Consider the following 14,352-nt stretch of genomic DNA (forward strand, 5'->3'; position numbering starts at 1 on the left):
CGCGAAGCCTCCCAGCGGAAAAGGCTGCGCCGTTTTCCACGCTACGGCTCTAACACAGGCTCCGTCCAGCTCGGACAACCCCCTCTCCCTCAGGGAGAGGGTTGGGGTGAGGGGTGCTCGGGAGTGCGCTCAGCCCAACCTACGAAAGCTGCGCCAGGGCGTCGATACGGGCCTGCTTGAGGGCCTCGCCCAAGGCGGCACCCTTGAAGCCTTGGGCGACCAGAGGCTGGACCTCGACTCCGCGCAATACCTCGGCCGCCTGACGCAGCAGCGCCAGCGGTGGCTCGCCTTCGTCGGGCCGGACCGCTGCGGCACAGGCGCAAGCCTGAAGGAATTCCTCGAAGCGCGCCGGGCGGCGCAGCACGTCAAAGCCTTGCAGCAGTTCGAACCAGGCCTCCGGAGTCAGCTGCCGGGCCTGCAGAGCCGTGGGCCAATGACGGGCCAGCAGCAGCGCCAGTTCAGCGGGTTCGCGCGGGACCTTGAGGCGGGCATTGATGGCGGCGTGTCCATCCTCGGGTACGTCCAGCAGCAGGCAGGCCCAGCGCACGTTCAGCGAGGCCTGGACCTCGGCGGTCTGGCGCAGGGTGGCATAGACCCGGGCACCCGGCTCGGGCTGCTCGTCGGCGAACCCGGCAGCCACCTCCGGCAGCAGCACGGCCAGGGCGCCGCAGTCGTGCAGCACCCGGATGAAGATATCGGGCCGCTCTTCGAGCAGGGCGCGGGAGATCTCCTTCCACAGCCGCTCGGCCGTCAAGGCATCGAGTTCGCCACTGGCGACCATTTCCCGCATCAGCAACAGCGTCTCGGGTGCGACCTGGAAACCCAGGGCGCTATAGCGAGCGGCGAAGCGGGCGACCCGCAGCACGCGCAGGGGGTCTTCGGCGAAGGCCGGCGAGACGTGGCGCAGCAGGCGCGCCTGGAGGTCGGCACGACCGCCATAGGGGTCTATGACGTTGCCCTCATCGTCCTCGGCCATGGCGTTGACGGTCAGGTCGCGACGGATCAGGTCCTGTTCGAGGGTGACGTCGGGCGCCGCGTGGAAGGTGAAGCCGCCGTAGCCGCGGCCGCTCTTGCGTTCGGTGCGGGCCAGGGCGTATTCCTCGCCGGTCTGCGGATGCAGGAAGACCGGGAAGTCCGCCCCGACCGGGCGATAGCCCTGGGCGGCGAGGGCTTCGGCGCTGGCGCCCACCACGACCCAGTCGACCTCGGTGACGGGACGACCGAGCAGGCGATCACGGACGGCGCCGCCCACCTTGTAGATTTGCATAGAAAAAGACCTCCTTGCGGAGGTCTAGGATAGCCTGAAAGCGCGAGCGGCTCAGATCGGCGAAGCCAGATCCAGGCGCCGGTCGTGCTCGCGGCTCTCGTGGCGGGGCGGCACCTGGAAGCTCTGGGCGACGTCTTCGCCCCTCATGCTTTCCAGGCGGATGTCGAAGCCCCACAGCCGATGCAGGTGCCGGAGCACCTCTTCGGTGGAATTACCCAGCGGCTTGCGATCGTGCTGGAAGTGGCGAAGGGTGAGGGAGCGATCGCCCCGGCGGTCGACGTTCCAGATCTGCACATTGGGCTCGCGATTGCCCAGGTTGTACTGGGCGGCGAGCTGTTCGCGGATCAGGCGATAGCCGCCGTCGTCATGGATGGCCGCCACTTCCAGTTCGTCGCGCTGGTCGTCGTCGAGGATGCTGAACAGCTTGAGGTCGCGGATCACCTTGGGCGAGAGGAACTGCAGGATGAAGCTTTCATCCTTGAAGCTCTTCATGGCGAAGGTGACGGTGGCCAGCCAGTCGCTGCCGGCGATGTCGGGGAACCAGCGGCGATCTTCCTCCGTGGGATCCTCGCAGATCCGCCGAATGTCGCGGAACATGGCGAAGCCCAGGGTGTAGGGATTGATGCCACTGTAGTGGGGACTGTCGAAGCCCGGCTGGTAGATCACCCCGGCGTGGGATTGCAGGAATTCGAACATGAAGCCGTCGGTGACCAGGCCTTCGTCGTAGAGGTCGTTGAGCAGGGTGTAGTGCCAGAAGGTGGCCCAGCCCTCGTTCATCACCTGGGTCTGGCGCTGCGGATAGAAGTACTGGGCGATCTTGCGCACGATGCGGATCACCTCGCGCTGCCAGGGCTCCAGCAGGGGCGCGTGCTTTTCCAGGAAATAGAGGATGTTTTCCTGGGGTTCGGCGGGGAAGCGTGCGCCTTCCTCCAGCGCTTCCTTGCCGGCGCTCTTGGGAATGGTCCGCCAGAGGTCGTTGACCTGGCGCTGCAGCTGCTCCTCGCGCTCCTTCTGCCGCTGGCGCTCCTCGGCGGCGGAGATGGGGTAGGGCCGCTTGTAGCGATCCACGCCGTAGTTCATCAGGGCATGGCAGGAATCCAGCAGGTCTTCCACGGCATCGATGCCATGGCGCTCCTCGCACTGGGTGATGTACTGCTTGGCGAACACCAGGTAGTCGATGATGGAGCTGGCATCGGTCCAGGTGCGGAACAGGTAGTTGCCCTTGAAGAAGCTGTTGTGGCCATAGCAGGCGTGGGCGATCACCAGCGCCTGCATGGTCACGGTGTTCTCTTCCATGAGGTAGGCGATGCAGGGATCGGAGTTGATCACGATCTCGTAGGCCAACCCCATCTGACCGCGGCTGTAGTGCTTCTCGGTGTGCAGGAAGTGCTTGCCGTAGGACCAGTGGTTGTAGCCGATGGGCATGCCGACGGAGGCATAGGCATCCATCATCTGCTCGGCGGTGATCACCTCGATCTGGTTGGGATAGGTATCCAGCGCATAGCGCTTGGCGATCCGGGCGATCTCCCGGTCGTAGGTCTGGATCAGCTCGAATGTCCATTCCGAGCCGGTGGAGATGGGCTCACGTTTCATGACACGAGTCTCCGCTGGAACAGTTCGCGGAACACGGGATAGATATCCCCCGCCGAGACGATCTGCTGCTGCGAGAAGGAATCCGGGAAGGCACCGCGAACATTCTCGTATTCGTACCACAGCGCCTGGTGCTCGCGCGGGGTGATCTCCACGTAGGTGTAGTACTGCATGAATGGCAGGATCTGCTTGGTCAGGATCTCCCGGCAGATGGGCGAGTCGTCGTTCCAGTTGTCGCCGTCGGAGGCCTGGGCGGCATAGAGATTCCATTCGTTGACCGGATAGCGCTCGGCCATGACTTCCTGCATCAGCTTTAGGGCACTGGAAACGATGGTGCCGCCGGTTTCGCGGGAGTAGAAGAACTCTTCCTCGTCCACTTCCTTGGCGCTGGTGTGGTGGCGGATGAACACCACCTCGATACGCTCGTAGTTCCGCTTGAGGAACAGGTAGAGCAGGATGTAGAAGCGCTTGGCGATGTCCTTGGTCGCCTGGGTCATGGAGCCGGAGACGTCCATCAGGCAGAACATCACCGCCTTGGAGCTGGGGCTGGGCTGCTTGGACAGCAGGTTGTACTTGAGGTCGAAGGTGTCGAGGAAGGGCACCTTGTCGATGCGCGCGCGCAGTCGCTCGATCTCGGCTTCCAGGGCCTGGATATCGCCCAGGTTGTCGGGCTCCTCCACGCGCAGCCGTGCCAGTTCGGCCTTCGTCTCGCGCAGCTTGTTGCGGCTGCCGCCGGACAGGGCGATGCGTCGGGCGTGGGAGGCGCGCAGGGTGCGGATGATGTTGATGCGGGCGGGGTTGCCCTCGTTGCTGATGCCGGCGCGCACCGTCTTGAAGGTGTCGGTGCCGGTCAGCTGCTTCTTGACCAGGTTGGGTAGCTCCAGGTCCTCGAACATGAAGTCGAGGAATTCGTCCTGGGTGATCTGGAAGGCGAATTCGTCCATGCCTTCGCCGCTGTTGCTGGCCTTGCCCTGGCCCTGACCGCCACCGCCGCCCTGGGGACGCGGGATGCGTTCGCCGCTGACGAATTCCTTGTTGCCCGGATGGACGATGGTCTGGCGTCCGCCCTTGCCCTGGTAGAGGGCGGGTTCGTCGATGTCGCGGGCAGGAATGCTGATCTGCTCGCCATGCTCCATGTCGGTGATGGAGCGCCGACTCACGGCTTCCTCGACCGCCTTCTTGATGTGCTCACGATAGCGCCGCAGGAAACGCGTGCGGTTCACCGTGCTCTTGTTCTTGCCGTTTAGACGCCGGTCGATGACATAACTCATACAGGCCCTCCGGGCTATTGCAGGACGCCGCGACGCCGCGTCTGGCGCGCCGTCGCGGGTTCAGCCTCAGGCTGCCTTACTGCGACTTGCGTACCCGTGAATACCACTCGGACAACAGCCGTACCTGCTTCTCGGTGTACCCGCGCTGGACCATGCGGGTGACGAAGTCGCTGTGCTTCTGCTGGTCTTCCTTGCTGGCCTTGGCGTTGAAGCTGATGACCGGCAGGAGCTCCTCGGTGTTGGAGAACATCTTCTTCTCGATCACCGCGCGCAGCTTCTCGTAGGACAGCCAGCTCGGATTCTTGCCGTTATTGTTGGCACGGGCGCGCAACACGAAATTGACGATTTCGTTGCGGAAATCCTTCGGATTGCTGATGCCGGCCGGCTTCTCGATCTTCTCCAGTTCCTCGTTGAGGGAAGCGCGATTGAGGATCTCGCCGGTTTCCGGATCGCGGTATTCCTGGTCCTGGATCCAGAAGTCGGCGTAGAGCACGTAGCGGTCGAAGATGTTCTGGCCGTATTCGCTGTAGGACTCGAGGTAGGCGGTCTGGATCTCCTTGCCGATGAATTCCACGTAGCGCGGCGCCAAGTACTCCTTGATGAATCTCATGTAGCGCTCGCGGGTCTCGGCCGGGAATTGCTCGGCCTCGATCTGCTGCTCCAGTACATAGAGCAGGTGCACCGGGTTGGCGGCCACCTCGTTGGCGTCGAAGTTGAACACCCGCGAAAGGATCTTGAAGGCGAAGCGGGTGGAGAGGCCGTTCATGCCCTCGTCGACGCCGGCGCTGTCACGGTATTCCTGGATCGACTTGGCCTTGGGATCGGTGTCCTTGAGGTTCTCGCCGTCGTAGACGCGCATCTTCGAATAGATGTTGGAGTTCTCCGGCTCCTTGAGCCGCGAGAGCACCGAGAACTGCGCCAGCATCTTCAGGGTATCGGGTGCGCAGTGGGCATTGGCCAGGGAGCTGTTGACCAGCAGCTTGTCATAGATGTGGATCTCGTCGGAGACGCGCAGGCAGTAGGGCACCTTGACGATGTAGATCCGGTCGATGAAGGCCTCGTTGTTCTTGTTGTTGCGGAAGGTGTGCCACTCGGATTCGTTGGAGTGGGCCAGGATGATGCCGCTGTAGGGCAGGGCGCCGAGGCCTTCGGTGCTGTTGTAGTTGCCTTCCTGGGTCGCGGTGAGCAGGGGGTGCAGGACCTTGATCGGGGCCTTGAACATCTCCACGAATTCCATCAGGCCCTGGTTCGCCCGGCACAGGGCGCCGGAATAGCTGTAGGCGTCCGCGTCGTTCTGCGGATATTCCTCCAGCTTGCGGATGTCCACCTTGCCGACCAGGGCGGAGATGTCCTGGTTGTTCTCGTCACCCGGTTCGGTCTTGGCGATGGCCACCTGGTTGAGGATCGAGGGGTAGAGCTTGACCACCTTGAATTTGCTGATGTCGCCGCCGAATTCCTGCAGGCGCTTGGCTGCCCAGGGCGACATGATGCTGCGCAGGTAGTGGCGCGGGATGCCGTAGTCCTCTTCGAGGATCTGGCCGTCCTCGTCCGGGTTGAACAGCCCGAGGGGCGATTCGAATACCGGCGAGCCCTTGATGGCGTAGAAGGGGACCTTCTCGATCAGGTGCTTGAGTTTCTCCGCGAGGGACGACTTGCCGCCACCCACCGGGCCGAGCAGATAGAGGATCTGCTTCTTCTCTTCCAGGCCCTGCGCCGCATGGCGGAAATAGGACACGATCTGCTCGATGCAGTCTTCCATGCCATGGAAGTCGGCAAAGGCGGGATAGCGACGGATGACCTTGTTGGAAAAGATGCGCGATAGACGTGAGTCACTGGCGGTGTCCACCAGTTCGGGTTCGCCGATGGCCATGAGCATGCGCTCAGCGGCACTGGCAAAGGCGGTACGATCCTTCTTGCAGATCTCAAGGTATTCCTGAAGGGAATACTCTTCCTGGCGAGTCGCTTCGAAACGCTCCTGGAAGTGACTGAAAATGCTCATGACGTCTCCTCGCTGGATACCCTGGACCAGCTTGGAATCGATGCCTGGAGCCTTGCCTTGCTACCGGTGGGGAGCGGTCATGCCGGGCGACGAAAGATAACGTCTGCAATACCTTCGCTGTCGTCTTGCCTAATCGATCCTTACACGCCTGCAGGTTAGGGTTGGGTTTCGAGAGACGCACGAAGGAGACCGATGGAGCCGGTCCCCCTGGAATTCCCCCGAATCTCCAGTGGTTACACCGATGGTCCAAAGCCGGTTGTCGAACCCGCCGTTTCCGGAGGGCCTGATCCCAGAATAGTCCTATCTGCGAGATGTGGAAGAGCCAATTCGGTTTATTCTTGTAACCACAGCGTCAATCGTCTGTGTTAAAGGCCCGCTCGCGTGCTCAGGCCTGACCGCTCGCGGTCTCGTCGGGATATTGGCTGCGCCAGTGTTCGAAGCCGCCGTCGACGCTGTAGACCTGGCTGAAGCCCTGGCCGGCGAAGAAGGCCGCGGCGCTCTGGCTGGAATGGCCGTGGTAGCAGAACACCAGCAGCGGCTCGTCGAGATCGGCGGCGGCGATGAAGTCGTGGATGTTCTGGTTGTCGACCCGCTGGGCGCCGGCGACGTGCAGGGTGGCGTAGCTGTGCGGATCGCGGATATCGACGATCCGCGCCCCCTGGCTCCGTAGTTCCAGCGCCCGTTCGGGGGAGATACAGGTGAATTCGCTCATTTCTTCTCCTTGCAACTGCAGAGATGACGGCGGTTGCCGTCGACGTCGAGCAGGGTCATGTCGCCGCCCCAGACGCAGCCGCTGTCGAGGGCCTCGACGTTGGGCGCCGCGCAGCGACCCTTGAGCGCGGCCCAGTGGCCGAACAGGATGCGCACGTCGCGGGTCAGCCGGTGACTGTGGCTGAACCAGGGGGCGAAGCCGGCCGGGGCGCTGTCCAGGCCCTCCTTGCTCTTGAATTCCAGACGACCTTCCGGGCTGCAGAATCTCATCCGCGTCAGGTAGTTGGTGATCAGGCGCAGGCGCTCCTGGCCCTGCAGCTCATCTTGCCAGAGCGACGGCTCGTTGCCATACATCTGCTCGAGAAAGGGCACGTGGGCCTGGTCATCGCGCAGCACGGCTTCCACCTCACCGGCCAGGCCCAGCGCCTGCTCCAGCGTCCACTGCGGCGGCAGCCCGGCATGGACCAGCACGCAATTGCGCTCGGCATCGTGCTGGATCAGCGGCAGATGACGCAGCCAGTGCAACAGGTCGTCACGGTCGGGCGCAGCGAGGATGTCGCTCAGGGTGTCCTGTTTCTTCAGCTTGGCGCCGCCGAAGGCCACCGCCAGCAGGTGCAGGTCGTGGTTGCCCAGCACGCTGACCACCGAATCACGCAGGGCGTACAGGTATCTCAGGGTTTCCAGCGACTGCGGGCCGCGATTGACCAGGTCGCCCACCAGCCAGAGGCAGTCCTGCGCGGGATCGAAGCGGACCTCGTCGAGGAGGCATTTGAGCGGGTCGAGGCAACCCTGGAGGTCGCCCACGGCGTACAACGTCATCGGGACTCCTAGTGCAGCGAGCCGGGTACGGCCAGGCGAAAGGTGGGAATGGCGGCTTCGAAGGCATGGCCGTCGCTGGCGACCATCTGGTAGCTGCCGCTCATGCTGCCCACCTGGGTCGGCATCAGGGTGCCGCTGGAATAGCTGTGGGTCTCGCCCGGGGCGATCAGCGGCTGCTCACCCACCACCCCGGGACCCCGCACCTCCTGCACCTCGCCGTTGCCATCGGTGATGATCCAGTGGCGACTGAGCAGTTGTGCCGGCAGACGGCCGTCGTTGCGGATGCTCACGTCGTAGGCGAAGGCGTAGCGCTCCTGGCTGGCGCTGGATTGTTCGGGCAGGTAGCGGGTGCTGACCTGCACGGTGATGAGGTAGCGCGGATCGGGCTCGGTCACGGCGGGAATCTCGACGAGTAAGGGGAGAAGGGGCCTACTGGGCTGCCAGCTGATTGGCCAGACGCACATAGGCGGCCAGGTCCAGTTGCTCGGGGCGCAGTCCGGGATCGACGTCGGCGGCCTCGATGGCGGCGCTGTCCAGGGTGCCCTTGAGGGTATTCCTCAGGGTCTTGCGGCGCTGGCCGAAGGCTTCGCGGACGACGCGTTCGAGCAGCGCCGGATCCCGGGCCACGTGGGGCCGCTCGGTATGGGGCACCAGGCGCACGATGGCCGAGTCCACCTTGGGTGGCGGATTGAAGGCGCCCGGGCCGACGTTGAACAGATGTTCCACGCGGCAGTGGTACTGCACCATGATCGACAGCCGGCCCCAGTCGCCATTGCCGGGCACCGCGGCCAAGCGTTCCACCACCTCCTTCTGCAGCATGAAGTGCATGTCGGCGATGACGTCGGCGAAGCTGAGCAGATGGAAGATCAGCGGGGTGGAGATGTTGTAGGGCAGGTTGCCCACCACCCGCAGCCGATCGCTGCCGGCGATGCTGGCGAGGTCGTACTTCATGGCGTCACCCTGGTGCAGGGTGAACAGCGGATTGAGGCCGAACTTGAGCCTGAGCAGCGGGATCAGGTCGTTGTCCAGTTCGATAACATCGAGCTGGGCGCCACTGCTCAGCAGCCCCTCGGTCAGGGCGCCCTGGCCCGGGCCGATCTCCAGCAGCCGCTCGCCGGGTCGCCCATGGATGGCGCGCAGGATGCGATGGATCACCCCGGCATCGTGCAGGAAGTTCTGGCCGAACCTCTTGCGGGCGCGGTGTTGGTAGAGCTCGGTCATCTGGTGCTCCGGCGCAGGCACCGGGCCTGCGATTTTAAGACGGCAAAGACCTGCCAGTTTAGCAGACCCTTGGCCGCCCCCGGAGCGCCCAGAGGCTATTCATAACCTGCTGCGCGTCGGCCAAACTGCGTTGAAAAGACCTTCGGAATGCTCATTTACCATCTGTAAACTCCGCTTCCTCAGGTCTCTGATTCGCTGGTGCTCACCCTTCGGGCCAGCCTCTGGCTGTTACTCCCGTTGGTCGTTGCGCCTTGTTTGGCTCTAGCTCGCGAGGTTATGAATAGCCTCTTAAGTCGCCGAACGGCGATGGGCTGCCATGCTGTAGGCGGTATCCAGGGCGACCCTGAGACTGCCGGTGTCGATCCGTCCGCTACCGGCCAGGTCGAGGGCGGTACCGTGATCGACCGAGGTGCGGATGATCGGCAGGCCCAAGGTCACGTTGACCGCGGCGCCGAAACCCTTGTGCTTGAGCACCGGCAGGCCCTGGTCGTGATACATGGCCAGCACCGCGTCGCAGTGGTCGAGGTGCTTGGCGGTGAAGAGGGTATCCGCCGGCAGCGGGCCGACGAGGTCCAGCCCTTCGGCGCGCAGGCTCTCCAGCGCGGGCTCGATGATCTCGAGCTCTTCGCGCCCGAGGTGACCACTTTCGCCGGCATGGGGATTGAGCCCGCAGACCAGGATGCGCGGGTGCTCGACGCCGAAGTAGCGTTGCAGGTCGCCGTGCAGGATGCGGGTCACGTCCAGCAGCGTCTGGCGGTCGATGGCATCGGCCACGTCGCGTAGCGGCAGGTGAGTGGTGACCAGGGCGACCCTGAGGCCCGCGGTGGCCAGCAGCATCACCACCTGGGGGGTCTGGGTCAGCTCGGCGAGGAATTCGGTATGCCCGGAGAAGGCCACGCCGCCGTCGTTGATCACGCCCTTGTGCACGGGGGCGGTGATCATGCCGGCGAAGGTGCCGTCGAGGCAGCCCTGGCCAGCGCGGGTCAGGGTCTCTAGGACATAGGCGGCATTGGCCCTGTCGAGCTGGCCGGGGGTGACGACGGCGCCCAGGGACGTATCCCAGACGTAGAGCGCGCCGGCTGGCGCTGGGTTATCCGGCCAGGCGTCCGGGGCCACCTCGATCAGCCGGATGGCGAGGCCCAGCTCGGCGGCGCGGGTCGCCAGCAGCTCCTGGCTGGCGATGGCGATCAGGGCGTGGGGCTGGGACTCGCGGGCCAGCAGCAGGCAGAGGTCGGGACCTATGCCGGCGGGTTCACCGGGGGTGAGGGCGAAGCGCAGGACCATGCACAGCTCCTGAAACGAAAAGGCCGCAGGGGTTGCCTGCGGCCTGGAGATTACGGCTTGATCTCGACGTAGGCTTCGTCGCGGATCTGGCGTAACCAGGTCTGCAGTTCCTGATCGTACTTGCGGTTGCGCAGGAGGTTGAGCGCCTGCTGCTCGCGCGCCTGCTGGGTGTTGTCGGTGGCCCGACGCCCCAGGACTTCCAGGATGTGCCAGCCGAAGGAGGTGCGGAACGGCTGCGACAGCTGGTTGACCGGCGCACTGTTCATGACTTCGCGGAATTCCGGGACCAGGGATTCCGGATTGATCCAGCCCAGGTCGCCGCCATTGAGTGCGGAGCCGGGATCTTCCGAGAAACTCTTGGCCAGGGTGGCGAAGTTTTCCCCGTTGAGGATGCGCTCGCGCAGGCGCGCCGCCAGACGCTGGGTCTCTTCGTCGCTACGCACGGCATTGGGCTTGAGCAGGATGTGGCGCACATGCACCTCATCGACGATGCTCGCCTCGCCGCCACGCTTCTCTTCCACCTTGAGGATGACGAAGCCGCCCGGTACGCGCACCGGTTGGGTGATGCCGCCCACGCCGACGCTGCCGATCAGGCGGTCGAAGGGCGGCGGCAGCTGGGCCGCCTTGCGCCAGCCGATCTCGCCGCCGTCCAGGGCGTTGTCACCCGCCGAGCGGGCGATGGCCAGCTGGTTGAAGTCGGCGCCCTGGCGCAGTTGGTTGTAGGTGTCCTGGGCCTGGCGCGCGGCGGCGTCCAGACCGGCGGTACCGGCGTTGTCCGCTACCGGGATCAGGATGTTGGCCAGGCGGTATTCCTCGGACAGTTGCAGCTTGCCCAGGTCGGAGGCGAGGAAGTTCTGCACCTCCTGCTGGGTGACCTGCACGCGCTGACCGACCTGGCGCTGACGCACCCGGCTGATCATCATCTCGCGGCGGACCTGCTCGCGAGCGGCATCGTAGGAGAGACCGTCGCGGGCCAGGGCCTGGCGGAATTCGGCCACGCTCAGGCCGTTGCGCTGGGCGATGGTGGCCACGGCCTGATTGAGCTCATCGTCGGAAATCTTCACGCCCATGCGCCCGGCCAGCTGCAGCTGGATGTCTTCCAGGATCAGGCGCTCGAGCACCTGCTGGCGCAGCTCGCCTTCCGGCGGCGCGGCAGCGCCACGCCGGGTGATGTTCTGCTTGACCTCGTTGAGACGCTGGTCGAGCTGGCTCTGCATGACCACGTCGTTGTCGACGATGGCCACGACCTTGTCCAGCGGTACCACGGCGGCCTGAGCCAAAGGGGTGAGGGCGAGCGCCGCGCCCAGGGCGAGCGGGCGCAGGGCGTTACATAGCTTGGTCTTCACGTTCACGATAGCCTTGAATGCCTCTGTCCAGGAAGCCTTCGGTCTTGCCGCCGAAGACGTTGCCGAGTCCCTTGAGCACGATCTGCAGGAAGATCCCGCGGTCGGCTTCGGAGCTCTGCGATGTGTAGTAGACGTCGTCTTCGCTCTTGAGCCAGTAGCGGCTGATCAGACGCAGTTTCCAGCAGCAGTTGTCGTACTCGAAGCCACCGAAGGCTTCCAGGGTGCGGCTCTTGTTGTAGTCGAACTGCCAGCGGGCGATGGCGGACCATTGCGGCACGATGGGCCAGATGAAGGAGATGTCGTGCTGGTCGATCTTGTAGTCGTCGCTGTTGTAGGTGAAGCGGCCGAGGTTCGGATCGAATACCCGCACGTTGTCACGATAGCGATAGCCGAGGTTGACGATCTTGCCCGGCTCGGCTTCCGGCTGGTAGTGGAACATGACGCTGCCGGAGTCGGTCTGGTGCAACACCGGATCCCAGTTGTATTCGCCATTCACCCGCCAATCGCGGTTGAAGCGATACATGCCGGCCAGGGCATAGGGCGAACGCGAGGTGGTGGCCTGGGGATTGTCGAAATTCTGCCCCAGACTGCGGGAGTAGGCCAGGTCGTCCTTGGTCAGGCCGGGCAGCTGGACGTCGCGATCGCGGAAGTAGAAGAGTTCGCCGAAGCTTACGTTGGCCCGCTCGAAACCATCGGGCTCGATGAAGCGGCTGGTGGCGCCCAGCGCCAACTGGTTGGCATCGCCGATGCGATCACGGCCGGTGAATCTGTTGTCGCGCCACAGCGAGCTGTAGCTGAAGGTGTACTCGCCGGTATCGAATACCGGTAGGTCGTCCTGGTCGCGATAGGGCACATACAGGTACTTGGCACGCGGTTCCAGGGTCTGCTTGCCGCCTTCGCCGAACAGATTCGAGGCGCGATCGAAATACAGGCCGCTGTCGAGGCTGAAGATCGGCACCGAGCGGGTCGGGCTGTCGTTGAAGCTGGTCACGCTGGAGCCGGCCGAGGCCCGACGGCCACCACCCACCAGCGGCGAATTCAGGTCATTCTGCCCGGTGCTGTCCAGATCCAGATCGTAGCGGGTATAGGCGTAGCGCAGCGACGGCGTCAGGAAGCCCCAGGATGCGGTCATGGGCCGCGAGATGCCCGGTTCGACGTGGTAGCGATTGCCTTCGGCGCGGGTCAGGCCGAACAGGTTGACGTCGGGACGATTGCGTACGTTGGTGCGATTGCCGTTGTCGTCCAGGTCGAAGTAGGTGTTGTCGTCGAAGCTGCGGGTGAAGCGTACCGCCTCGGTATCGTAGGTTAAGTCCAGGCCGCCCGGGTTGTAGGGCAGGGCGCCGGTCAGGGTCAGCTGCGGCAGGCGGTTGTAGGGCGTCACGTCGGAGACGGTGGCCAGTTGGTAGGCCTGGGCGTTGAGGCCGGCGACGAAGGTGTCGCCACGGTAGGTCAGGCGGCCCTGCTGGTTCACGTAGGTCGGCTTGTTGATGCCGAGGTCGGTGTCCAGGTCCTGGAAGTAGTAAGGATCGCTGATGCGGGTGTAGTCCACCTCGGCCATCAGGCGCGAATCCAGGCCGCTGCGGTTCTTCCAGCCGTACAGCCAGCGGTTGTCGGTGGCCTCCGGTTCGCCCTCGTGCTCCGGGTCGGTGTCCTTGAGGTAGGACCCGTAGACCTGGCCTTCGCTGCTGCGGGTCAGGTAGCGGAACTCGCCCTCGGTCTGCAGGCCGTGCTTGGCCATGTAGCGCGGATAGAGGGTGGCGTCGTAATTGGGCGCCAGGTTGAAGTAGTAGGGCGTGGTGATCGCGAAGCCGGTGTCGCTGGAGGTACTGATAGAGGGCGCCAGGAAGCCGGACTGCCGACGGTCATCGATCGGGAAATAGATGAACGGCGTGTAGAGGACCGGGATGTCCTTGACTCTCAAGGTGGCGTTGGTCGCATAACCCAGGCCGGTGGCCGGGTTCAGGGTGACGGTATTGCCCTTGACCTGCCAGGCGTTGCTGCCCGGTTCGCAGGTGGTATAGGTGCCATCCTTGAGGCGGATGATGGCGTCATCGCCGCGCTTGGCATAGAGCGCGCTGCCGCGGGCATGGCTCTGGTGCATAACGAATTCGGCGTTGTCGACCTGGACCTGGCCGTTGTCCAGCTGCAGGTCGGCCTTGTCGCCGACCATCAACAGGCCGTTGTCGCGGAATCGGACGTTGCCCTTGAGCTCGCCGCGGTTCTCCAGCTGGTGCAGGTTGGCTTCCTGGGACTCCACCTGCATGCCGCCCTGGCGCAGCACCACGTCGCCGGCGAGGGTGGCCACCTGCTGCTCCTGCTCGTAGCGCGAGGCCTTGGCGGAGACGTAGGTCGGCGCCTTGGCCGTCGGGGTGTCGTCGTTCATGCCCGGACGCTGCGGCTCGACATAGGCGCCACTGCAGTAGGGACCGGTCTCGGCCAACTGGGCCGGGGTCAGCTGGTCGCGCGGCACCCAGTCCAGGTGACTGTAGTCGGCGCTGCGGGACTTCAGGGCGCGGCCCTTGCTCTCCGTCACCAGCACGGCATCGTCGCCCTTGCGCGCGGCGGGCTCCGCCGCGACGCCCTGGGTCTCACCCTTGCTGGGGCGGGGTGGAATGGCCGTGGTCGGTGCCTGGGTGTTGCACGACCAGCCACCGCCGGCCCCGGCGCTGCAGCTGAACTGCTCGGCAGGCGCGGCGATGAGGGCGGTGACGGGCTGCATGGCGAGCAGGCTGCCGGTTACCAAGAGGGGGAATTTTCTGCGAAACGCGGGGGTTTTCACGGCCATCCTTAAAGTCGTCCTGCACGCCGGCCATTAAGGGGCCGCGGCCTCTCGATGGGCTCAAA

General features: G+C 64.5%; 11 protein-coding genes. All 11 read right to left on the reverse strand.

Going from position 1 to position 14,352, the window contains the following annotated elements; translation table 11 throughout:
- Nucleotides 1-139: 139 nt before the first annotated feature.
- The 11 genes from FSV73_RS14955 to FSV73_RS15005 all read right to left on the reverse strand — a co-directional run bounded on the left by FSV73_RS14955 (nucleotide 140) and on the right by FSV73_RS15005 (nucleotide 14,293).
- A complete protein-coding gene (locus FSV73_RS14955) occupies nucleotides 140-1,267 on the reverse strand; it encodes a multifunctional CCA addition/repair protein (protein WP_145008633.1) in 1,128 nt (375 codons plus the stop codon).
- Between the two features lie 51 nt (nucleotides 1,268-1,318).
- The gene (locus FSV73_RS14960; RefSeq protein WP_145008634.1) at nucleotides 1,319-2,860 is read right to left on the reverse strand and encodes a SpoVR family protein; all 1,542 of its coding nucleotides are present in this window, start codon (nucleotides 2,858-2,860) and stop codon (nucleotides 1,319-1,321) included.
- Nucleotides 2,857-4,128: a YeaH/YhbH family protein gene (locus FSV73_RS14965; RefSeq protein WP_145008635.1), complete on the reverse strand. Its 1,272-nt coding sequence runs from the start codon at nucleotides 4,126-4,128 to the stop codon at nucleotides 2,857-2,859. The genes FSV73_RS14960 and FSV73_RS14965 overlap by 4 nt, the downstream gene beginning before the upstream one ends.
- Nucleotides 4,129-4,204: 76 nt before the next feature.
- Nucleotides 4,205-6,127 carry a PrkA family serine protein kinase gene (locus tag FSV73_RS14970; protein ID WP_145008636.1) on the reverse strand — a complete coding sequence of 641 codons (1,923 nt, stop codon included), beginning with the start codon at nucleotides 6,125-6,127 and terminating at the stop codon, nucleotides 4,205-4,207.
- Nucleotides 6,128-6,512: 385 nt separating this feature from the next.
- The gene (gene glpE, locus FSV73_RS14975) at nucleotides 6,513-6,839 is read right to left on the reverse strand and encodes a thiosulfate sulfurtransferase GlpE (protein WP_145008637.1); all 327 of its coding nucleotides are present in this window, start codon (nucleotides 6,837-6,839) and stop codon (nucleotides 6,513-6,515) included.
- A complete protein-coding gene (locus tag FSV73_RS14980; RefSeq protein WP_145008638.1) occupies nucleotides 6,836-7,657 on the reverse strand; it encodes a symmetrical bis(5'-nucleosyl)-tetraphosphatase in 822 nt (273 codons plus the stop codon). Before FSV73_RS14980 ends, glpE begins: the two co-directional genes overlap by 4 nt.
- An 8-nt stretch (nucleotides 7,658-7,665) precedes the next feature.
- Complete coding sequence (gene apaG, locus FSV73_RS14985) at nucleotides 7,666-8,052, reverse strand: Co2+/Mg2+ efflux protein ApaG (protein WP_145008639.1); 387 nt, start codon at nucleotides 8,050-8,052, stop codon at nucleotides 7,666-7,668.
- Nucleotides 8,053-8,086: 34 nt separating this feature from the next.
- Complete coding sequence (gene rsmA / locus FSV73_RS14990; protein WP_145008640.1) at nucleotides 8,087-8,878, reverse strand: 16S rRNA (adenine(1518)-N(6)/adenine(1519)-N(6))-dimethyltransferase RsmA; 792 nt, start codon at nucleotides 8,876-8,878, stop codon at nucleotides 8,087-8,089.
- 288 nt (nucleotides 8,879-9,166) lie between these two features.
- Nucleotides 9,167-10,162, reverse strand: coding sequence for a 4-hydroxythreonine-4-phosphate dehydrogenase PdxA (gene pdxA, locus FSV73_RS14995; protein WP_145008641.1), 996 nt, complete (start codon nucleotides 10,160-10,162; stop codon nucleotides 9,167-9,169).
- Nucleotides 10,163-10,212: 50 nt separating this feature from the next.
- A complete protein-coding gene (locus FSV73_RS15000) occupies nucleotides 10,213-11,508 on the reverse strand; it encodes a peptidylprolyl isomerase (RefSeq protein WP_145008642.1) in 1,296 nt (431 codons plus the stop codon).
- Nucleotides 11,489-14,293 carry an LPS-assembly protein LptD gene (locus FSV73_RS15005; RefSeq protein ID WP_145008643.1) on the reverse strand — a complete coding sequence of 935 codons (2,805 nt, stop codon included), beginning with the start codon at nucleotides 14,291-14,293 and terminating at the stop codon, nucleotides 11,489-11,491. The genes FSV73_RS15000 and FSV73_RS15005 overlap by 20 nt, the downstream gene beginning before the upstream one ends.
- Between the last annotated feature and the right edge of the window lie 59 nt (nucleotides 14,294-14,352).

Source organism: Pseudomonas oryzihabitans (genome assembly GCF_007665395.1).
Classification (GTDB): domain Bacteria; phylum Pseudomonadota; class Gammaproteobacteria; order Pseudomonadales; family Pseudomonadaceae; genus Chryseomonas; species Chryseomonas psychrotolerans_C.

What these genes read in the sequence shown, in the direction of transcription:
- glpE (WP_145008637.1), bottom strand. Translation starts at nt 6,839, where the DNA reads ATGAGCGAATTCACCTGTATCTCCCCCGAACGGGCGCTGGAACTACGG.
- FSV73_RS14960 (WP_145008634.1), bottom strand. Translation starts at nt 2,860, where the DNA reads ATGAAACGTGAGCCCATCTCCACCGGCTCGGAATGGACATTCGAGCTG.
- FSV73_RS14965 (WP_145008635.1), bottom strand. Translation starts at nt 4,128, where the DNA reads ATGAGTTATGTCATCGACCGGCGTCTAAACGGCAAGAACAAGAGCACG.
- FSV73_RS14970 (WP_145008636.1), bottom strand. Translation starts at nt 6,127, where the DNA reads ATGAGCATTTTCAGTCACTTCCAGGAGCGTTTCGAAGCGACTCGCCAG.
- FSV73_RS15005 (WP_145008643.1), bottom strand. Translation starts at nt 14,293, where the DNA reads ATGGCCGTGAAAACCCCCGCGTTTCGCAGAAAATTCCCCCTCTTGGTA.
- FSV73_RS14980 (WP_145008638.1), bottom strand. Translation starts at nt 7,657, where the DNA reads ATGACGTTGTACGCCGTGGGCGACCTCCAGGGTTGCCTCGACCCGCTC.
- pdxA (WP_145008641.1), bottom strand. Translation starts at nt 10,162, where the DNA reads ATGGTCCTGCGCTTCGCCCTCACCCCCGGTGAACCCGCCGGCATAGGT.
- rsmA (WP_145008640.1), bottom strand. Translation starts at nt 8,878, where the DNA reads ATGACCGAGCTCTACCAACACCGCGCCCGCAAGAGGTTCGGCCAGAAC.
- FSV73_RS14955 (WP_145008633.1), bottom strand. Translation starts at nt 1,267, where the DNA reads ATGCAAATCTACAAGGTGGGCGGCGCCGTCCGTGATCGCCTGCTCGGT.